21 protein-coding genes and 1 tRNA gene are annotated in these 18,565 nt (G+C 65.8%); 18 read left to right on the top strand and 4 right to left on the bottom strand.

The genetic code is table 11. The annotated features are described in order from the left end of the window. Window positions 1-33: 33 nt before the first annotated feature. Entirely contained in the window at window positions 34-426 is a 393-nt protein-coding gene (locus tag QA802_RS18260; RefSeq protein WP_334523773.1) for a protein NO VEIN domain-containing protein, read from the bottom strand. Between the two features lie 534 nt (window positions 427-960). Between QA802_RS18260 and QA802_RS18255 the strand changes: the two genes are divergently transcribed. Beyond that, the gene (locus QA802_RS18255) at window positions 961-1,176 is read left to right on the top strand and encodes a hypothetical protein (RefSeq protein ID WP_161329321.1); all 216 of its coding nucleotides are present in this window, start codon (window positions 961-963) and stop codon (window positions 1,174-1,176) included. A gap of 390 nt (window positions 1,177-1,566) precedes the next feature. Beyond that, window positions 1,567-2,064: a hypothetical protein gene (locus QA802_RS18250; protein ID WP_334523768.1), complete on the top strand. Its 498-nt coding sequence runs from the start codon at window positions 1,567-1,569 to the stop codon at window positions 2,062-2,064. Window positions 2,065-2,392: 328 nt separating this feature from the next. On the opposite strand, the gene QA802_RS18245 is transcribed toward QA802_RS18250, so the two are convergent. Then, complete coding sequence (locus QA802_RS18245) at window positions 2,393-2,992, bottom strand: hypothetical protein (protein ID WP_334523765.1); 600 nt, start codon at window positions 2,990-2,992, stop codon at window positions 2,393-2,395. Window positions 2,993-3,760: 768 nt separating this feature from the next. Here QA802_RS18245 and QA802_RS18240 point away from each other — a divergent pair. Together QA802_RS18240 and QA802_RS18235 are read left to right on the top strand one after the other, a co-directional pair. Further along, window positions 3,761-5,194 (top strand): AAA family ATPase, encoded by a 1,434-nt coding sequence (locus tag QA802_RS18240; RefSeq protein ID WP_334523762.1) that lies wholly within the window; start codon window positions 3,761-3,763, stop codon window positions 5,192-5,194. Window positions 5,195-5,211: 17 nt separating this feature from the next. Further along, entirely contained in the window at window positions 5,212-6,123 is a 912-nt protein-coding gene (locus QA802_RS18235; protein ID WP_334523759.1) for a hypothetical protein, read from the top strand. Between the two features lie 409 nt (window positions 6,124-6,532). On the opposite strand, the gene QA802_RS18230 is transcribed toward QA802_RS18235, so the two are convergent. Then, window positions 6,533-6,985 carry an NUDIX hydrolase gene (locus QA802_RS18230; protein WP_334523756.1) on the bottom strand — a complete coding sequence of 151 codons (453 nt, stop codon included), beginning with the start codon at window positions 6,983-6,985 and terminating at the stop codon, window positions 6,533-6,535. A 30-nt stretch (window positions 6,986-7,015) separates the two neighbouring features. Between QA802_RS18230 and QA802_RS18225 the strand changes: the two genes are divergently transcribed. The 12 genes from QA802_RS18225 to QA802_RS18170 all read left to right on the top strand — a co-directional run bounded on the left by QA802_RS18225 (window position 7,016) and on the right by QA802_RS18170 (window position 14,332). Next, window positions 7,016-7,795 carry a GntR family transcriptional regulator gene (locus QA802_RS18225; protein WP_334534728.1) on the top strand — a complete coding sequence of 260 codons (780 nt, stop codon included), beginning with the start codon at window positions 7,016-7,018 and terminating at the stop codon, window positions 7,793-7,795. A gap of 139 nt (window positions 7,796-7,934) precedes the next feature. Next, window positions 7,935-8,297 carry an SCO3933 family regulatory protein gene (locus tag QA802_RS18220; RefSeq protein ID WP_334523753.1) on the top strand — a complete coding sequence of 121 codons (363 nt, stop codon included), beginning with the start codon at window positions 7,935-7,937 and terminating at the stop codon, window positions 8,295-8,297. 2 nt (window positions 8,298-8,299) lie between these two features. Then, window positions 8,300-9,655: an FtsK/SpoIIIE domain-containing protein gene (locus QA802_RS18215; RefSeq protein ID WP_334523751.1), complete on the top strand. Its 1,356-nt coding sequence runs from the start codon at window positions 8,300-8,302 to the stop codon at window positions 9,653-9,655. A gap of 87 nt (window positions 9,656-9,742) precedes the next feature. Beyond that, a complete protein-coding gene (locus tag QA802_RS18210; protein WP_215207556.1) occupies window positions 9,743-9,901 on the top strand; it encodes a hypothetical protein in 159 nt (52 codons plus the stop codon). Continuing rightward, a complete protein-coding gene (locus QA802_RS18205) occupies window positions 9,901-10,581 on the top strand; it encodes a DUF2637 domain-containing protein (protein ID WP_334523749.1) in 681 nt (226 codons plus the stop codon). Before QA802_RS18210 ends, QA802_RS18205 begins: the two co-directional genes overlap by 1 nt. A gap of 17 nt (window positions 10,582-10,598) precedes the next feature. Further along, the gene (locus QA802_RS18200) at window positions 10,599-10,790 is read left to right on the top strand and encodes a hypothetical protein (protein WP_334523747.1); all 192 of its coding nucleotides are present in this window, start codon (window positions 10,599-10,601) and stop codon (window positions 10,788-10,790) included. A 1-nt stretch (window position 10,791) separates the two neighbouring features. Continuing rightward, window positions 10,792-10,983: a mobile element transfer protein gene (locus tag QA802_RS18195; protein WP_334523744.1), complete on the top strand. Its 192-nt coding sequence runs from the start codon at window positions 10,792-10,794 to the stop codon at window positions 10,981-10,983. A 12-nt stretch (window positions 10,984-10,995) separates the two neighbouring features. Beyond that, on the top strand, window positions 10,996-11,154 hold the full coding sequence (locus tag QA802_RS18190) for a hypothetical protein (RefSeq protein WP_319198351.1): 159 nt from the start codon (window positions 10,996-10,998) through the stop codon (window positions 11,152-11,154). 11 nt (window positions 11,155-11,165) lie between these two features. Beyond that, window positions 11,166-11,474: a SpdD-like protein gene (locus QA802_RS18185; RefSeq protein ID WP_334523736.1), complete on the top strand. Its 309-nt coding sequence runs from the start codon at window positions 11,166-11,168 to the stop codon at window positions 11,472-11,474. Window positions 11,475-11,565: 91 nt separating this feature from the next. Further along, window positions 11,566-12,987: a replication initiator protein RepSA gene (gene repSA / locus QA802_RS18180; RefSeq protein WP_334523734.1), complete on the top strand. Its 1,422-nt coding sequence runs from the start codon at window positions 11,566-11,568 to the stop codon at window positions 12,985-12,987. Continuing rightward, window positions 12,984-13,178: a helix-turn-helix domain-containing protein gene (locus QA802_RS18175; RefSeq protein WP_334523732.1), complete on the top strand. Its 195-nt coding sequence runs from the start codon at window positions 12,984-12,986 to the stop codon at window positions 13,176-13,178. The genes repSA and QA802_RS18175 overlap by 4 nt, the downstream gene beginning before the upstream one ends. Then, a complete protein-coding gene (locus QA802_RS18170; RefSeq protein WP_334523729.1) occupies window positions 13,178-14,332 on the top strand; it encodes a tyrosine-type recombinase/integrase in 1,155 nt (384 codons plus the stop codon). The genes QA802_RS18175 and QA802_RS18170 overlap by 1 nt, the downstream gene beginning before the upstream one ends. Before the next feature lie 71 nt (window positions 14,333-14,403). Here QA802_RS18170 and QA802_RS18165 read toward each other — a convergent pair. Then, window positions 14,404-14,476: transfer RNA gene (locus tag QA802_RS18165), tRNA-Arg, on the bottom strand. 647 nt (window positions 14,477-15,123) lie between these two features. Between QA802_RS18165 and QA802_RS41605 the strand changes: the two genes are divergently transcribed. Together QA802_RS41605 and QA802_RS41600 are read left to right on the top strand one after the other, a co-directional pair. Then, complete coding sequence (locus tag QA802_RS41605) at window positions 15,124-16,755, top strand: helicase domain-containing protein (RefSeq protein ID WP_443042139.1); 1,632 nt, start codon at window positions 15,124-15,126, stop codon at window positions 16,753-16,755. Beyond that, complete coding sequence (locus QA802_RS41600; protein WP_443042138.1) at window positions 16,752-18,518, top strand: helicase domain-containing protein; 1,767 nt, start codon at window positions 16,752-16,754, stop codon at window positions 18,516-18,518. Before QA802_RS41605 ends, QA802_RS41600 begins: the two co-directional genes overlap by 4 nt. The last annotated feature ends 47 nt before the right edge of the window (window positions 18,519-18,565 follow it).

The raw sequence follows: 18,565 nt of genomic DNA, 5'->3' as shown, positions 1-18,565 counted from the left end.
TGGTTGCTGTACTTCGTTGCTGTACCGCAGCGCTCATTGGAGCCGCTCAGCCTGGTCGTACTCGGCTGCCTTGAAGGTGGGCCAGTAGGTGACCTGAGGTTGGGTTCGCTCGATCATTGCCAGCAGGACTTCTCCGTGGAGGATGCGCACTCCAACCTCTGCCCCGTCGTGGTCGGCAAGGTTGTCGACCACGTAGAGGTAGTAGTGCTCTGGGTTTGCCTTGGCGGCCAACACCTGCCGGTGCTCCAACGGCAACGGCACGCTGCGGGCCGAGCGACTGAAGGCCTTCACCTCGATCAGGCGAGGCGGACTCTCGACGTCGTACGGGAGGCCCGAGGTCCGGACGTCCTTGGGATCGCGGCCTGCGGCTCGCTCCAAGGCCATCACATGTGTGATCGCGGCCTGTTCCGTCTCCTTGTTTCCCACGACACCCCCAGTCCGCCGGCCCATGGTGCCTTCAAGTCCTCAACTTGGGAAGCTCAGGGCGTATGAGGCTCCCCCTGGCGCTGACCTGTGGTGGCACGGATGCAAGGCCTGGCCGGCGGTCGACCGGTTTCCCTGTATTCACCGTACGATCCGGCGCGTCTCCGGCATGACCTCCTCGTCCCGAAGCAACTCGGGGTGGACAGCCGCCGCGGTGCGGAACCTTTCGCTTGCCTGCCGGCCACCGCTCGGGAAGCCTCACACGCTCGTCCCTTAGGCGGCAGCACGAACTGGCGGTTGAGCACCGCGCGCCACCACACCAGTTGGTCCGCCGACGACTGCGGCAGGGCACCGCGACCCACGGCGGTCCTGAGGAAAGGGTGGACAGCACGGCCCCTCAGCCTTCCGGGAGCGTCGGCTGGCGGCAGACTCAGCAGGGGACCTGCGGGGGCACACCGTCGGGGGGCGCTCAACTCCTCTGTGAGGGTGTGCCGATCGGCATGTTTGGTGGTTGATCCGACTCGGTAGCATCGGGGTATGCCCACCGGACCTTTGCACGACCGCGCCGTCAACAGCATCGTCAACGGTGAAATCACCCAGGAGATCTTCCCCTGTCGGTGCATGACCGGCGAGGATCACATCGAGGGTCCGGACTCGGTTGACTATGAGGAGGAGCCTGAGGGCCACTCGTTCGCTGGAGCCGAGGAAATTTGGCTCTCCAGCGGCATGGATGAGGACTACGACTTCCGCTAACGACCTTGGGAGCGGTGGCGGTCGGCCCGTGACGTGCGGAGCGCACAACGCTTGCATGGACCTGCGCACACGGCTTCGGAGGCCGCTTGCCGTTCGGGTAACGCACTAGGTCACAGCCCTGCACGTGGCAGATCAGGTGGGGTGAGTCAACGGGTAGGCCACACCTGACTGGACACCGCTTCAGGAGTTCGATCCGGGCCCGCTCCGGCTGGGGTCGTTGACTGGTGGCCTTCGCGCGTGTCGGCGACGGCTGAAAAGTGGACCGGGGGCGGCCCTGTCGGCGGGGAAGTGACTTTGCATCCTGGCGAGCACTGCCAGCTGGGGCAACTCCAGAGATAACCACGCTGTCGATCCACGTGTTCTTGGGGCCATCGCCGTACGCTGCCCGCCGTGGATGTCTTCACAGCCGTGCTGCCTGTAGTCACGCTCATGCTCGGTGCTTGGATGAACCAGCTGAGCGAAGCGAAGAGGGAGAAGTCCGCCCTCGACCGTGAGAGGCAGGTGCGCGAGCTGGATCGAGAGCGATCACGCCTGGATCGGCGCGAGGCGTTCGAACTTGATCACCTTGCGAAGGCTAGCGAGTGTCTGTCTCGCTTGTTCAGTGCTGCGCTCATGGAGCACCTGCACAGGGTCAATGCTGCATCGCCGGTTCCCGAACCAGGCACGTTCGGGCGAGAGACACAGGAACTGGTTCGCTTGCAAGCACTCATCCTCGATGAAGAAATCCGGACCCTCGTCGAGAGTGCCCATCAGCAGCTGTCGAAGTTGGGGTGGGCTGGCCCGGGCACGCCAGAGGAGCTGGGTGATCTCGTTGTGAAGAGTCACAACCACCTCACAGCAGCACAGGAAGCTTTGGCCAGCCGTCTGCGCACGATCTACGGCACCTAGTCACCAGTTGGACACTCACCCGCCGCGGCGCTCGACGTTCTGCGTCTTCGCCTCATCTGTCGGCGGACCGCTGAGCCCAACATCGACTTCTACGTCTGGAAGCGGTTTGTGCGGGATGGTCGGCTCCATGACGCTCGCCATACTCGGTCGCATAGCGGGCCGTGGCACGTTTTCTGTTGAGCGCTTCCCATCTGTTGTATGTATCTCCTTCGGGCGATGGAACTAAAATGAGTGCCCGTGTTGCCGTCATTTATGAATGGGTAAGTGGCTCTCTGGGGGCTTTAGGTAGGGTGCGCCGTCCGATCTACGAGTCGTGTGCTACCGAGACCTAGTTCAGAGTTTCAATGTCCTCCAGAGCGGCATGAGCGAGATTGAGAAATGAGGTTTGTGCTTCCGTGAGAGTTTCTATGCTCTGTTGCAATTGATCGCGGTGATCTATGGCTTCGCCCGGATCGGAAGAATTTAGAGCACGCACGGCTGACGCCATAAGCAGAGAAAGGCGGGTTTGAATCAGAGAGGCTTGATTGGATACGTTGCGGGGTCCCTCGACGTTTACCACGGCCGTGAGCTTATGCAGTGCTGCATTCACCTCGTCCGCCTCCTGTAGCAGTTGACGAGTCGCCTCAGACTCTCCGGCTCCGGGTTGGACTCTTACATGTAGTTTGGTGAACAAGAGCAAGAGCTCCTGTGACTTGGCGTAGAAATCCACGTATGCACTCTGCCGCCGGTCCCTTCTCCATCTGTAGTGCTCTATCTTCTGCTCGCGTATGTGTACGCGATCCGCTGCTTGTTCTTGTCGTAGCTGCGTTCGTTCCGCGGCAGCTTCTTTCCTGCGCTCGAGTCGGGCGCTGATGAAGCCGGTCAGACCACTACCAGCCAACGTTCCGGCAACCCCTACAGTGGTCAGAAGAAGGGAAGGATCAGCCATGCCGCTGATCTTGCCGCAGGCTCCTGGTTTTTGTCCGGGACTTGTTTCTTCTGCAGGCGCACAAGTGCTAGGCCAGGCCGAGGTCGGCAGAGTCTCAATGGGCGAGCCAAGATCTGTCTTCTTGCTTCTGGGCCTTGCCGGGGTTCTCGGGAGCTGGGTATTTGCTGGTCAGGGGCGGTGGGCTAGTGCGCCTAGTGGTCGTCGTTGGTCGTCATCGGCCACTGCTGAGCGACCTCGGACGGCCCAGGGAAGGCCCAGCTTCGGCGCGCTTTGCTGACGGCCAGCGCTGTCGATGCGGCCCGTCTGGATCTCAGCCGACGACAGTCAGCCACGACGGAGGGTGCGTCGGCCGACTGGGCGCGCGTGTGCCTCGCTGCACCCCCACCAGGCTCAGCCACGCTCCCGGTGCCGGCGACCAGAGCAAGCCGTGACGGCCTGCCCGTGACGCCCGCCTGAGCCCTCAGCTTTGGAAACCCTCAAATCTGGTACGCGTCCGGCATAGGCACGGTCGGTTTGACTTCGCGCCCACGCGCGCCGATGACCACCGCTTCCAGGAGGAATCCGTTGCGCCGGACTTCTCCTCCGGCCAACTGGGCGGGTTCTGCCAAAGATCACTGCTGGCTGTGCTGGGCGCTGTCGTTAAGCAGCAGTTGACCTAGTAGATGCAACGCCACACACGTTCGATCGACACGAAGAATCAGCATTTCGCAGTCAGATGCCGCCTCAGCGGGTACGCTCATCAGCAAACCAAAGACAAGAGGATATGAGATGAGTGAGACACTGAACGCCTCAAGGTTGATCAAGTCGGCGCTAATTACTGAACTTTTTGGGTATTTCAACCACCCAATTGACATGTCACTGGACAAGTCTGAGGATTCACCAAGCCACCGACTCACTTTGCTGTACGGGGATAATGGTACAGGAAAGACAACAATCCTCAATCTTCTCTGGAATACACTCAGCGCTTCCCGCGAAAGAGGCCATAGGTCATACTTGGCCAATTGTCCATTCCGCACTCTAACGATCCACTTGAACAATGGCGATGAGATTACTGTAACGAAGACGGATGGCCTTGTCGGCGACTATGTGATCACAGTTCAAGGGCCAGGAGGTGAGGTTCGGCAGCCCTACATTCGTATGCCCGACGGGGTGGCAATGGCCTATCAGGAAGGGGTCGAATCCCGAGAAGTGCACGCTCAAGAGTGGCACTTCCAAAGAGAATTTTCGGCCCGCATTACGCGGAATCGATTGGCCCATAATATGGATCAGACGTTCCTCTTTGGGGAAGAACGTAAAGACAGTTTTGTTGATTACCTGGCCAAACTCAACGCAAACCCCTATTTCCTGGCAGACGATCGTCAGATCTATGGCGACGATATTGGCCATATGCATGGTGTGCGAAGGAAAAGGCCTCCAGAGCCTCAGGAGGAAGGGCCTAACGACACTAAGTCGGCCCTCGGCAAAGAACTCGACCTCGCTATGAAGCGCTTCAACCTCCAAATGCAGCAGTCGGCATTCGCTGGCAGCCAAACGGGCTCAAGGGATACGAACAAGATCTACCTTGAAATTCTCCGACGAGTCGCCGACCGTGATTTCGCGAATGAGGGCGAAGATGAAGCTCCCGTGGAAGCCATGTTGGAGCGTCTCAATAGGCTGGCCAGCAGGACGCAGCGGTACAGTGAGTTTGAACTAATGCCAGCCCTTCGTTCCGAACCTTTTGTCAGCATCCTCAAAGATATACCGACACATAGAGCGGCAGTCGCTGAAGAGGTCATCTTCCCTTACTTGGAAGCACAGGAAGCACGACTTGATGCATTGAAAGAAACCGAAAAACTGATTCGTACCTTTGTGGAGCAGGCAAATGGATTCTTGAAAACCAAAAGACTGGTTTTTGACATGTCTCAAGGAATCCGCGTTCTGTCGTTGGGTTCGGATGAGCAGGAGCTTTCCCCGTTCCAGCTCTCCTCCGGCGAGAGGCAAATCCTGCTACTCCTTACAAATACAACGCTCGCAAGGCAGAAAACACGCCTATTCCTGATCGACGAGCCAGAGCTAAGCTTGAACGTCAAGTGGCAGAGGAAGCTGATGTCAGCCCTCCTGGCCTGCACTGAGGGCAGCGGAATGCAGTTTGTGGTCGCTACTCATTCGATTGAGGTAATCACCGGAAATCAGGACGCTTTGGCGCGCTTGTCTTCGAACTAGGTTAACGGGGGGGCGACATGCTTAAGGAAGTTGATGAGAATCGACGGACTCCAGAAGAGTTGGCTACACAGTTCTATCTGGAGCCAGAGATGCGGGAAGTAATTGTCGAAGGCCGTAGTGATGCAAGCCTCTTGCGATGGTACTTCTCGCAGACGTTTCCCGATACTGACGTGCGGTTTTACGCCGTACAAGATCGGGTCCTGATCGACGATGACACAGTTACGTCCTTTGGGCATCTAGCCGGAAATAATCGAGGTCGAGTAATTGCGACAGCGCAAATTGTTGAAGCGTCGCAAGCTAAACAGACGGGTGGGGCTTTCCTTGCAGATCGCGACTCCGCGAGTATTGGCCTAGAATCATGCCCCACCGTTAATGGTCTGCACTACACAGACTTCACGTCGATAGAATTGTATTTTTTCAATGAAAAATCAATTCGAAAACTGCTGACAGTGACCTTGAGAGCGCCTGCGCAATGTAGAGCTATGGACGTCATTTCCGCCATGACGCCATCATTGACAACCCTTTTCAAGGTGCGTGCCGTCCTGAAGCAAATTCCAGCGCCGACTCCAAAGCTCGCTTCGAAAGTCATCAGCGATATGAAGATTTATCCTGACGGGTCGACAACTTTGGATGCCAAGGAAGCCATACAGAGATCTCAGGGTGGGAATGTCGGCGCACTTATCGAGCAATATGAATCCATACACATTCCCGAAGATGCGGATTGCCGGAACTATATAAACGGTCACGATTTCAGTGCACTGCTGATCCGATTTTTACAGACGAATTACCCCCAGGTATTTCGTGAGGAGAGGAGACCTTTGGCATCTGCATCCACATTGGAATTGGCAATCCTCACAAGCGCGGAAATTGTAGATCTATCCGACACTAGACTATTTCAGCGGCTCGGCGATTTCTTGTCCGGAAAATGATAGGAAATTGATATTTTGGCCTAGTGTGTAACGTTATCGGGCTCTGGTCAGGAAACCATAGGGGTGCTGGACGCGCTCGATGTCGGCGGAGCGACCTTCGAGTGGCGCTTCGGCGCGAATGATCATGGCCCCGTGAGCTTCCGGCCTGTCGGGCAGTCTGTGACCTACCTGGTAAAGCACCTTGGGGCGGAGATCTTCGACGCTCGCGACAAAGTGGCTCCGTAAAGCCGTGGAGCCGCCGCCCCAGGCGCGACGTACTCCTTTTCCGGTCATAAGGCGGCTGGTGCCGTGAGCGCGGCGCGGGTGCCGGCCGGGCTGGAGCGGGGCGGAGACAGGAGCGCAGGCCCGGCCGGGGGCCGGGCCGCGCGCGGTGAGCGGAGCGAGCCGCCTTGATGATGGAGAGAAAGTCTTATCCCGCTGGGATGAGGTGCTTGCCGTCGTGGCTGCGTACGTGGGGGCCGTTGCCGTCCAAGGCATCCAGCAGCCTGACTGCGTAGACCTCGGTCATGCGCTCGCTGACCTCGTCCGGAGTGAGCCAGGAAACGGCGGTGGACTCGCTGGATGTGCGTTCCGTGCCGCCGGAGGGCTTGCAGCGGAAGACCAGGGCGACAACGCCTCGGACCATGTTCTTGTACACGCCGGTGAGTTCGTCCACCTCGACGTGGATGCCAGTCTCTTCCAGGACCTCGCGGACCACGCCGGCCTCCGGAGCCTCGTCGAGTTCGAGCACGCCGCCGGGGAGCTCCCAGGTGCCGTTGTCGGCTCGGCGGATCGCCAGGAGGCGGCCGTCCTCGCGCACCACCACTCCGGCTACGGACACGGAGTGCAGGGGAGGCGGTGTCGCTTCCTGTGGTTGACTCATGTAGAGGAGCTTAGGAGGCAGAGAAGGACTATGGGAACTGCTGCTGGAGGGAGCACGGCCGGGCCTCGGTACGTGCAGATCGCGGAAGAGATCGTGCAGCAGATCCGGGCGGGGGTTCTGAAGCCTGGCGACATGGTGCCGAGTGAATCCGAGCTGGTGGATCGCTACGGCGTATCCGGCGGGACCATCCGTAAGGCCATGGCCGAAGTGCGGGCGAGTGGACTCGTCGAGACCCGGCACGGCAAGGGCTCGATCGTGAAGAACCGGCCTCCTGTGCGGCACCGCTCCTCCGATCGCTTCCGGCGGTCGCTCAGGCAGGGAGGGCAGGCGGCCTACCTCGCTGAGTCCGCCCAGTCCGGTGCCACCGCAAAGGTCAGCGTCCTCTACATCGGGCCTATGGAGGCTCCCGAGGATGCCGCCCAGCGGCTGGGCATCCCCGCCGGCACGCAGGTGCTGGCGCGTCGGCGCCTCTACTTCCGCAACGGCGTTCCGGTCGAGACCGCCACGTCCTACCTGCCGTGGGACGTCGTGAAGGAGATCCCGGAGCTGTTCGCCGAGAACCCCGGTGGTGGTGGCATCTACGCCCGGCTCGAAGATCACGGACATGAGTTCGCGGAGTTCGTCGAGACGCTGCAAGCGCGGCCGGCCTCGAAGGCGGAAGCCTCGGAGCTTGCGCTGAGCCCGGGTGCTGCCGTGGTTCACCTGATCCGGGAGGCCCGTACGACCGCGGGTCTCGTGGTCGAGGTGTGCGACACGCTCATGGCCGCTGATCAGTTCGTTTTCGAGTACCGCATCCCTGCCGACGACTGACGCTCACTCAACTTCTTACAGCCCGTCGCGAGTTCTTCTTCGCGGCGGGTTGACTCATGTACAGGAGTCATGCACTCTTCTTCATGTCACTCATATACATGAGTGGCGAAGTTCAGCATCTATAGAGGAGTGCTCCGCTATGCGTCAGATTCCCGTCGACACCTCCACTGCGATCGTGATGGTCGCCAAGACTCCGCAGCCCAAGGTCAAGGACCGCCGCACGGGCGAGATCGCCATGGACATCGAGTCCGGCGCGAAGCTGATGACGGTCGACGTGATGTTCGCGGCGAACGAGGAGGTGGAGATCCTGTCCATCACCGTCCCGGAGCCCGGGATCAGCGGTGAGCTGGCCATGGGCACGCCGGTCGCGCTCACCGGCCTGGTTGCCCGGCCGTGGGAGAACGATTTCAACGGTCAGAAGCGGCACGGCATCGCGTTCCGTGCGGTCGCGGTCACCTCGCTCGCCAACGTCAACGCCGCCGCAGGACCGAAGGCGGCCTGATCATGACCGGCTTCACGGTCGCTCTGGTGCTGGTCGTCGCCGCCGCGGGTCTCCTGCGGTGGCGGCACCCCGCCTGGTACTGGCTGACCTTCGGGATCATCCTGGCCACGCTACGGGTCCTGGTCCGGTACGGCTCCGTCATGGACGCCTGCGGGCTGACCGTACCGCCCGCGAGATGGCGGCTCGCCCTGGCACGGGCCACCAACCGCCCTATGCCGGAGTCCCGTCCACCGCGCATCCTGCGGTTGCGGCCGACTCGCACCGGCCTGGTCCTACGGCTCAAGCTGCGCCCCGGACAAGACGCCTTCGACGTCGCCGCCGCCTCGGACCGACTGCGCCACTCCTTCTCGATGTACGGCGTCACCTCGCGTGAACTGCGTTCCGGCGTGGTGGAAGTACGGATGACCGGCTACGACGTTCTCAAGCGGGTGCAGATGCCCGCCACGACCGAGACCCGGCCCATGCGGGTTCCCGTCGCCCTGCGGCAGGACGGCTCGGTGCACTACCGCGACTACCGCGCCGTCCCGCACGCCCTCACCCTCGGCGCCACGGAATCCGGCAAGTCCGTCTATCAGCGCAACCTGGTCGTCGGACTCGCCCCCATGGATGTCGCCCTGGTCGGCATCGACTGCAAACAGGGGGTCGAGCTGTTCCCGCTGGCCCGCCGGTTCTCCGCGCTGGCCGACAATCCCGACACCGCCGCCGAACTGCTCGACGCGATCGTGACTCGGATGGCAGACGTCTATCAGCTCATCCGTGCCCAGCAGCGGATCACGGTCGACGTGCCGGACGCGGAGATCGCCGCCGACATCTGGGACTTGCCCGAACATCTGCGGCCCATGCCAGTCGTGGTCCTGGTCGACGAGGTCGCCGAACTCGCCCTGTTCGCGAGCAAGGAGGAGGAGAAGCGGCGGGACCGCATCATCACCGCCCTGGTCCGTCTCGCCCAGCTCGGCCGCGCGGCCGGCATCTACCTGGAGATCTGCGGGCAGCGCTTCGGCTCCGAACTCGGCAAGGGCATCACCATGCTCCGCGCCCAGCTCACCGGCCGCACCGCCCACCGCGTCAACGACGAGACCAGCGCCAACATGGCCTTCGGTGACATCTCCCCGGACGCCGTCCTCGCCGCCATCCAGATTCCGGCCGAGATGCGGGGGATCGCGATTGCGGGTGACTCCTCCGGCGGCTGGCACCGCATCCGGGCTCCGCACACCTCGCTCCGCCAGGCCGTGAACCTCTGCAACCGGCACGCCGACCGCACCCCGGCTCTGCCCGAGCTGGCACCGTTCCGGCCCGCCCTCGCCGGACCCGCCGCCGCTCCCGTGCCGTCGGCCAAGCCTTCTCCGGCCACCGCCTGATCTCTCGCTCGTCCCATCGGCCGGCGCGACCGTCCCTCGCGCCAAGTCCCTACCCCTGCCATGCCTGATGAAGGGAGAACCTGCGTCATGTGCCCCGACTGCGAGGACTTCGCCCGCACCGTCCTGCTCCTCGGCCAGCTCGCCCTCTACGCCGACACCAGCGGCGCCGACCTTGACTTCGTCGACGTCGTCAGCCCCTCCCTGGCCGCATCTCTCCCCGAGCCGCCGACCGGTGAGGAGTCCTGATGGCCGCCCGCCACGGTCTGCGCGTCGACGCCGTCCTCGTGCAAGCCGTCATCGCCGGGGCCCTGTCCTTCGCCCACCTGCACGACCTGGCTGCCGCTGCCGGACAGGACGGCTGGAAGGCCTGGGCCTACCCGGTCTCGGTGGACCTGCTTCTGGTCGCTGCCTGGCGACGCCTGCGCAGTGAGGGGCCGTCCCGGCTGGCCTGGTGCTGGTTCCTCATCGCCCTGTTCGCCTCGCTCGGCGCCAACGTCGCCACCGCCGGCTTCCTCGATCTAGCCGACCCGCCCGCCCTGCTGCGCCTGGGCATCGCCGGATGGCCCGCCCTCGCCTTCCTCGGCGGCACCCTCCTCGCCCACTCCGCCGACCACCGCACATCGACTCCGCCGGCACCCGTCCCGGCCCCGGAACCCGACCTCGCCGACGACCACGAGCCGCACCCAGAACCCACGCCTGACCCGGAGCCCACCCCGGCCCCTGCTTCGGCCCCGGTGGAGGAGCCGCCAGCGCTTCCGCCCGCCGACCCGGTGCCCGCGGTGCCCGCCGTCCTCGTCGACCACGCCCGCAAGGTCGCCGCCGACTACCGCGACCGTACCGGCGCCCCGATCGACACCGACACCCTGCGCGCCCGCCTCGGCGTCCCGCCCCACCTCGCCGACGCCATTGCCGCCCACCTCACCTGACCCGGAAGGAACGACCGATGACCTCCGACCCCGCCGACCTGACCACCGCCGACTACCTCGACAGCGCCCGCGAGATGACCGCCGCCGACCGCCCCTACCTCGCCCACCTGCTCGCCGAGGAAGCCGCCCAGCGCACCACCGACCCGGCCACCGCCGCTGCCATCCGCGCCACCTTCCCCGACCCCACCACCCGTGAGGAGACCGACTGACATGCCCGCCCGCGACCACTTCCACTCCGTGATACGCATCGGCCCCGTACAGATCGGCACCCACCGCGACCGCCACGGCCACACCGCGCACGCCGCCGTCTGCACCGCCGACCGCTGCGGCTGGTCCGCCGACTACTCCAGCCAGACCGCCGCCCAGCTCGCCGCCCGCACCCACCGCTGCCGCGTCCGCTAGGAGACACCCGTCATGCAGGTCCCCCTCTGGTTCGCCCTCGCCGCCGTCGGCTACCTCGGCTGCAAGCTCTTCCGCCCGCCGCTCTGGCTGGTCCTGGTGCTGCTCCTCGGCGGCTACCTCATCGCCGACAGCCTCCTCGCCCCCGTCATCGACACCGCCCTCACCAAGTAGGGAGCCCTCCCATGCTCCGCCCGAAGATCCCCACCATGCCCACCCCGACCGGGCTCATCACCCCGCCCGCCGTCGTCGAGCCGACCAAGGTCACCCCGATGCCTTCGTCGGCGCCCGTCGCCCCGGCCCCGTCCCGCCCGGTCGTCCAGCTCACCCCTGGCACCGCCCTCGCCTTCGTCGGCGCCGGCACCGCCGTCGTCCTGATCGTCGGCGCCGTCCTCGTCTCGATGCTCCTGGCCGTCGCCGTCACCGGCACCTCGGTCGCCGTCTGCGCCGTCGTCCTGCGCTCCCTGATCACCGCCGACGCCAAACGCCGCTGACCGGCCCCCGGGCGGCCCTGATACCGCCAAGCATCCGCCGCCCGGGAGCCGTCCCCACCGATCGATCTCGCAACCGGAAGGAAACCCCAGCATGGCCCACCGGGCCTCACCCACGACACCCAAGGTGACCACGTCCGCCCACCCGCTCGACCCGATCACCCTCGGAGACGTCCTCCGGGTGGCCTCGGCCTCCGACTACACCCGCTGGGAGGACCAGATCCGCCGTACGGGCGGCTGCTCCGACCCGATCCACCTGACCGGCTGGACGCTCACCAAGGACAGGACCACCGGCGAGACGCTGCACCACTACTCCACCGAGAACGAGCCGGGCGGACGCCTCCGCCTCGCCTGCGGCAACCGCCGTGCCTCCCGCTGCCCTTCCTGCGCCTGGACCTACGCGGGCGACACCTACCACCTGATCCGCGCCGGCCTCGCCGGGGACGACCGCCGCGACATCCCCGCCGACGTCCGGGATCACCCGCGCGTCTTCGCCACCCTCACGGCCCCCTCGTTCGGCCCGGTCCACAACCGGCCCGATCACGGCGGCCCCTGCCGCTGCGGCGACCGGCACGCGTCCGACGCCCCGGAGCTGGGCACCGCCCTCGACCCGGACGCCTACGACTACGCGGGCGCCGTCCTGTTCAACAATCACGCCGGACAGCTCTGGCAACGCTTCACCACCCGGCTCCGCCGCGAACTCGCCGCCCGCGGCGGCCTGGCCCGCCGAGAACTCGCCGACCACCTGCGCGTCTCGTACGGCAAGGTGGCCGAGTTCCAGAAGCGCGGCGCCCTGCACTTCCACGCCGTCGTACGCCTCGACGGCCCCGACGGACCCGGCACACCGCCGCCCGCCTGGGCCACGGTCGACGTGCTCACCGACGCGCTCCGGGCCGCCGCCGCGCACTCCTACACCTCGGTCTCCGTCCCGGCCGCCGCCGATCAACCCGCCCGGACGTTCCGATGGGGCCGACAGCTAGACGTCCGCCCGGTCAAGGCCTTCGGGGACGGCTCCGAGATCACCGAGCAGGCCGTTGCCTCGTACGTCGCCAAGTACGCCACCAAAGCCGCCGAGAACACCGGCACCCTCGACCGCCGCATCGGCGAACTCGCCGAACTTGACCGCCACGACGTCCCCGACCACACCCGGCGGCTCATCACCGCCTGTCGCGACCTCGACGCCCTGTACCCGGACCGACGCCTCTGGGCCTGGGCACACATGCTCGGCTTCCGCGGGCACTTCTCGTCCAAGTCGCGCGCCTACTCCACCACCCTCGGAGCCCTCCGCCAGGAACGCGCCGACTTCCGCGCCGCTCAAGAGGCGTCCGCCCTCGGCCTCGACGACCGCGAGCCGGACACCGTCCTCGTCCTGACCGACTGGCAGTACGCCGGCCACGGTCACACCCCTGGCGAAGCCGCCCTCGCCGCCACCATCGCCCGCGACCTCCAGACCAACCGCGAGACCGCCCGCGACGCCCTGCGTGACAGCTTCACCGAGGAGGGAACCGCAGCATGACCACCGTCACCGCTACCGCCGAACTCCTGACCGTGCCGGAGGTCATGGCCCGGCTCAAGCTCGGGCGTTCCAAGGTCTACGACCTCATCCGATCGCACCGCCTCGCCTCCATCAAGATCGACGGCGCCCGCCGCATCCCTGCCCACGCCGTCACCGACTTCGTCCTCGGCCAGATCGAGGAGGCTGCCTGATGGCCAGTCAGCGCAAGCGCAACCCGAACGGCGCCGGCACCATCACCAAGCGCAAGGACGGCCGCTTCCAGTGCGCGGTCTATGTGCTCCAGCCGGACGGCACCCGCGCCCGCAAGTTCGCCTACGGCAAGACATGGGCCGAGTGCGACGCCAAGCGCCGGGAACTGCTCGACAAGGTGGACCAGGGCGTGCCCGTGCCCACCAAGTCGGCGAAGCTCTCCGAGTGGCTGCCGTACTGGCTGGACAACGTCATCAAGCCCCGGCGCAAGCTCAGCACCTTCGACAAGTACGAAGCGCACGTCCGCCTCTACCTGGTGCCCCTCCTCGGCGGCAAGCGGCTCGAAAGCCTCGGCGTCGCCGACGTCCGCCGCTTCCTCGTGCGTCTGGAGAAGGAGACGACCGCCGCAACCGCCAAGGAGTCGCACCGGGTTCTGCGCTCGGCGCTGACCTCCGCCTGCCGTGAGGAACTCATCACGCGCAACGTCGCCAAGCTCGTCGAGCCGCCGCGCACGGACAATCGGGAGTTGCAGCCCTGGAGCCTCGACGAGACGCTCGACTTCCTCGCCGCCTCTCGCAGAGATCCGCTCTACGCGGCCTTCGTCCTCGCCATCGCCATGGGGCTGCGTCGGGGCGAGATCATCGGTCTCCGCTGGTCTGACCTCGATCTCGACAACCGCGTCCTCTACGTCCGCCAGCAGACCCAGCGCCGTCGCGGCGTCCTCTACGACGACGATCCCAAGAGCCGCCGCCGTCGTGTCGTCCCACTGCCTGCGCTCTGCATCGCGCCCTTGCGCTGGCACCGGATGCGGCAGACGGCGGCTCGGGCCAGGGCGGGGGAGACCTGGCAGAAGTCGGGCTACGTCTTCACCACCCGTACCGGTCGTCAGGTCGAACCGCGGAACGTCTACCGCTCCTTCACTCGCGTCGCCCAGTCCGCCGGCCTCCGCGTCATCCGGCTGCATGACGCCCGCCACGGCACCGCGACTCTCCTCACGGCGGCCGGAGTCGCGCCGCGCGTCGTGATGGAGATCTTGGGTCACTCCCAGATCAGCATCACCATGGACGTCTACACCCACGTCGTGCAGGACACGCAGCGCGAGGCCATGAGCCATATGGATCGGCTGCTGCGGAAGAGGCGTCCCGGTCGTGGGTGACCGCCCGCGTTGATGTCAAAAGTGGATGTCAAAGGCCACCTAGGAACGTTCCTAGGTGGCCTTTTCCCTTGTGCCCCCGGCAGGATTCGAACCTGCGACACCCGCTTTAGGAGAGCGGTGCTCTATCCCCTGAGCTACGAAGGCGGGGATCTGTAGGAAAATGTGCAGGAAATAGCGGCTAATGCAGCCGATCCCGGACACATCGGTCCATTGATCCGGCGGTGTGCCAGCGGACTGGCACGCCGCCGCCAGTGTAGCGGGTTGGGGTGTGCAGGCGAGGGGGCTGTCCCGCCCGGCACCAGGAGGGCAGCTGCCGGCCGACTGCGATCCCCCGCCGGAGTCTCATACGGAGATACGGCCGAGGGCCGCCGCCTGCACTCCCTCGCGCTCTCCCTCCTCCTGTCGAGGGCCACGACCGGGACATCCCGTTCGGCTTCCACGTCATCGACGACCCCGTGCAGTCCACGGACCCGACCAAGGTGCACGGCGGACTCGCCCGGGCCATCGCCGTCCGCCAGCCACCCGCCGTTACGCGTGCGGCTGCGGCTGCGGCTGCGGCTGCGGGCGCGGGCGGGAGTCCTCTGGTCCCAGCTCAGTCTGGGGTGCCACTACCACCTGTACGAGCTCGGCCGACGTACGGCCAGGTACGGACCTGGCGGACCGAGGACGAGGACCTCATCCGAGAATTGATCCACTGACTGTTCGTCACCGTCCCGTTTCTGATAGTTGTTTCAGCGGGGTACGGGCACATGCCCGTGGCGGTGTTCCCCGGCACCGCAGGGAGGACGCGCATGAGCACCACCACTCGGGACGAGGTCCTCGCCTGCGAACAGCGGGCAGTGGACCACGCGTACGACTGCTACACCACGAAACTGGCTGAACTGAACGGCACTTCGGCGGCCACTGCCTCGGCGAGCGGCAAGGACGGGATCGCCAACCGGGCCGAGGCGGAGACTCGCGCAGAAGCCTACGGAGGGCTCGGCGACGAAGCCCTGGTCTTCTCCCGCATCGACGCGCCGGAAGACCCGGGAGGAGAACCTCGTCCCTGGTACATCGGACGTAGAGGCGTGCACGACGCCACGCACGAGCCGGTGGTCCTGCTGTGGACCAGCCCTCTGGCGAAGAAGTGGATCGAAACCCGGCCCGAGAACCCGGGCGAAGTGGTCCTGCGTCGGCAACTCCGCTGCGTACAACGGATCGTCGAGAGCTACTTCGACGAGATCTCCCTGCCTACGCCCGTTCCCGTGCCCTTGTCCCTGCCCGAGCCCGCCGCTGTACCAGGACCCCGCCAGGCCGCCGACGACAGCGCGGCGGAAGAGAGGGACGCGTCCCCCGCTCCGGAGCGTAAGCCGGCCCGCACCCCTGACGATGTCGTACAACGCCGGCTGCGGAAGGCGCTCCAGCCCGACGACTTCCTGTTGCGGGAGCTCCAGCGGTCGCGCGGCGGTCGGATGCGGGACATCGTCGAGACCATCCGCCGTGACCAGATGGAACTGGTCACCGGCTCGCCCTCGGACATCCTCGTCGTCCAGGGCGGCCCTGGCACCGGTAAGTCGGCAGTCGGCCTCCACCGGGTGACCTGGCTCGTCAACAACGAGCACTTCAAGGCCCAGGACGTCCTCGTCATCGGTCCCCACCAGCGGTTTCTCGATTATGTTGGACAGGTCCTCCCCACCCTCGGCACCCGGGACGTCAACGCCGTCCAACTGGACGGCCTGTGGGAGGGTGAGATCCTCGGCACCGACTCCCCGAAGGCGCGCTTCGTGAAGTCGGACAAACGCATGGCGGATGTGCTGCGGCGCCGCGTCGAGAGCGACTATCGCCCTGAGGCTCTCGACGCCCTCACCGTTGCGCCCTCCTTCGAGGGTGACGAGCCCGCGATCGTCGTCACCGCCGGCAGTACGACCCTGCGCGTGCCGAAGTCCGAGGTCCTCGCCCTCCTCGAGCGGACCCACACCGGCGAGGGGCCCTTCCGGGAGCGGCGCGATCGTTTCCGCGGCCTCTTCGTCGACCGGCTCCTCCAGGAACTCGCCGACATCGCGCCGCGCCGCGGGCAGGCCGGCACGATCCGCCGCGACCTGGAACGCAACCGCCGGGTCGAGCGCCTCGTCGAACGCATCTGGCCGTCCCCCGGCCCCCGGGAGGCCCTGCGCAGCCTTTACGACTCGGCCGACCTCCTGCGGGACTGCGCCGACGGCATCCTCGACGAGGACGAGCAGGCGGCCCTGCTGCGGGCCCGCGCCGCCAGCGCCGACGACGATCCATGGACCCTCGACGATCAAGTCTGCCTCGAAGAGCTCCGAGTGCTGATCAGCGGCGACACCCCGCCGCGATACGGCCACATCGTCGTCGACGAGGCCCAGGACCTCTCGCCCATGCAGGCCCGCTCCCTGCGGCGCGCTCCGCCGTCGGCGGATCCATGACCGTCCTGGGCGACCTCGCGCAGGCGACGGGCGCCCACATCCCGACGAGCTGGGACCTACTCGGCGCGCTCCTCTCCGACCACGGCGACTGGAGCGTGGCTCAGCTCACCACCAGCTACCGCATCCCCGCCGAGATCATGCAGTTCGTCGCCCCTCTCGCACGGACGATCGCTGCGACCCTGCCGTATCCGCAGGCTGTCCGGGAGGCGGGAGCGGACGCGGTACGGACCGTGGCGACCGAGCCGTGGAAGCTGCTCGACGACACCGTCGCCCACGTGGCCCGGCTGATGGACACCAGCGACGGCAGCACCCCCCGCTCCGTCGCCGTCATCGTTCCCGACGACTCGGACTGGCTGGACGCCATCAGCCGCAGGATCGCCGAAGACGGCGACGGCGAGCGGAACCGTGAGGCCGTATCCGTGCTGGCCGCAGCTCAGGTCAAGGGCATGGAGTACGACCACGTCCTGGTCGTCGAGCCCGCCACGATCGCCGACCGCGGTCCCGCCGGGCTGCGCCAGTTGTACGTGGCCCTCACTCGCAGCACCCAGAGCCTGACCGTCCTGCACACCGCCTCGCTGCCGGAGGCGCTCACCGCTGCCACGGACGCCCCGGCGCCGATGGTGCCTGATGTCCAGCCGGAGGGCGGCGGAGCTGAAAGGCTTCCCCGAATCGGTACCGATGTTCGGGTCGAGGTCGTGGACCGGGCTCCGGGCGGTCGCTACAAGGTCAAACCGTTGTCGCCGGTGATCGACCGACCGCTCGTTCTCACTGTCCGTCACGGCTCGACGCCCCCGCGGCGGGGCGAGAGGCTGGGCTGTTGGGTGTTCGTGAACGAGACGACCCAGACGGTGCTCACCGCCGACCAGCGCGGTCGGTCGCCGGTTTCGGAGCGGATGGCGGGGCGCTACCTCGCGGCACTGGACGTTCTCGGAGAACTGACCGAGAGCGATGGCGACGTTCCCCACGCCCGCAGCCGTCTCTCCGAACTCCAGGGCATGGCCAATCGCGTCCTTCGAAGGGACCAGGCCGACTGGGTCGACGTACTGCACCTGTTCGGTGATGCGGACAGGGAAAGACTCGGAGTCCTTCGCGACCTCGCAGCAACCACCAACCGCGCCCTCAAGGAGGGCACTTTCGACGCAGGCCGACTCGCGGAGAAGCTGGCTGCTTCCGGCTGGGCCAGGCCTCTCGCCGAAGCACGGCGAGACCTCTACGAGCGTTTCGGCGCGGCGACGGAGCCGAACTCCGACGATGCGGCCCCCGTCGCCCCGACGCAACCCGACCAGAAGGAAGAAGTGCGGATGACCACCGCGGACACCACCGCCGCAACACCGGCTGCGACCACGAAGGACGGCTTCCTGCGCGCGCTGGAAGCGGCTGCCGTGGCCGACCGCACGTGCAAGAAGCACGAGGCGGTCCGCCACGCGCTGAAGGCAGCACTTCTCTGGGCGGACCTCGAGCCGGCGGACTCCTCGGTCGTTGACGTCAGCTGCGTCACCAAGCACGGTCTCTTCCTCTACGAGGCCCTGGGCGCAGGCTGCTCCACCTATGCGGACCTGCGATCGGGCGCGACCCGCCTGCTCGAGATCAACCACACACTGCCCGCGCCGGCCGACGGTCTCTACCTCGTTCTCTCCGGACCGCCCGCCGAGGACTGGTCTGTGGACACGATTCGTGACGTCTTCCACGTCAATGTCATCTGGCACAGCCCGGCCGGCTGGAGTGGCGAGAACGCAGACGTCGTTTTTGGCGCCTCTACGTGAGCTCCCCGCCAGGTGGCCGAAGCGCATGTTGCGCCCCAGTGCTACGT

It is taken from the genome of Streptomyces sp. B21-105 (genome assembly GCF_036898465.1).
GTDB lineage: Bacteria > Actinomycetota > Actinomycetes > Streptomycetales > Streptomycetaceae > Streptomyces.
Note: the sequence above shows the minus strand (reverse complement) of the source record. Positions and strands in the feature narration are given on the sequence as shown.

Bases quoted from the DNA above. Each gene is read 5' to 3' on its own strand.
- QA802_RS18255 (WP_161329321.1), top strand. From the start codon at position 961: ATGCCCACCGGACCTTTGCACGACCGCGCCGTCAACAGCATCGTCAAC.
- QA802_RS18245 (WP_334523765.1), bottom strand. From the start codon at position 2,992: ATGGCTGATCCTTCCCTTCTTCTGACCACTGTAGGGGTTGCCGGAACG.
- QA802_RS18240 (WP_334523762.1), top strand. From the start codon at position 3,761: ATGAGTGAGACACTGAACGCCTCAAGGTTGATCAAGTCGGCGCTAATT.
- QA802_RS18235 (WP_334523759.1), top strand. From the start codon at position 5,212: ATGCTTAAGGAAGTTGATGAGAATCGACGGACTCCAGAAGAGTTGGCT.
- QA802_RS18230 (WP_334523756.1), bottom strand. From the start codon at position 6,985: ATGAGTCAACCACAGGAAGCGACACCGCCTCCCCTGCACTCCGTGTCC.
- QA802_RS18225 (WP_334534728.1), top strand. From the start codon at position 7,016: ATGGGAACTGCTGCTGGAGGGAGCACGGCCGGGCCTCGGTACGTGCAG.
- QA802_RS18220 (WP_334523753.1), top strand. From the start codon at position 7,935: ATGCGTCAGATTCCCGTCGACACCTCCACTGCGATCGTGATGGTCGCC.
- QA802_RS18215 (WP_334523751.1), top strand. From the start codon at position 8,300: ATGACCGGCTTCACGGTCGCTCTGGTGCTGGTCGTCGCCGCCGCGGGT.
- QA802_RS18210 (WP_215207556.1), top strand. From the start codon at position 9,743: ATGTGCCCCGACTGCGAGGACTTCGCCCGCACCGTCCTGCTCCTCGGC.
- QA802_RS18205 (WP_334523749.1), top strand. From the start codon at position 9,901: ATGGCCGCCCGCCACGGTCTGCGCGTCGACGCCGTCCTCGTGCAAGCC.
- QA802_RS18200 (WP_334523747.1), top strand. From the start codon at position 10,599: ATGACCTCCGACCCCGCCGACCTGACCACCGCCGACTACCTCGACAGC.
- QA802_RS18195 (WP_334523744.1), top strand. From the start codon at position 10,792: ATGCCCGCCCGCGACCACTTCCACTCCGTGATACGCATCGGCCCCGTA.
- QA802_RS18190 (WP_319198351.1), top strand. From the start codon at position 10,996: ATGCAGGTCCCCCTCTGGTTCGCCCTCGCCGCCGTCGGCTACCTCGGC.
- QA802_RS18185 (WP_334523736.1), top strand. From the start codon at position 11,166: ATGCTCCGCCCGAAGATCCCCACCATGCCCACCCCGACCGGGCTCATC.
- repSA (WP_334523734.1), top strand. From the start codon at position 11,566: ATGGCCCACCGGGCCTCACCCACGACACCCAAGGTGACCACGTCCGCC.
- QA802_RS18175 (WP_334523732.1), top strand. From the start codon at position 12,984: ATGACCACCGTCACCGCTACCGCCGAACTCCTGACCGTGCCGGAGGTC.
- QA802_RS18170 (WP_334523729.1), top strand. From the start codon at position 13,178: ATGGCCAGTCAGCGCAAGCGCAACCCGAACGGCGCCGGCACCATCACC.
- QA802_RS41605 (WP_443042139.1), top strand. From the start codon at position 15,124: ATGAGCACCACCACTCGGGACGAGGTCCTCGCCTGCGAACAGCGGGCA.
- QA802_RS41600 (WP_443042138.1), top strand. From the start codon at position 16,752: ATGACCGTCCTGGGCGACCTCGCGCAGGCGACGGGCGCCCACATCCCG.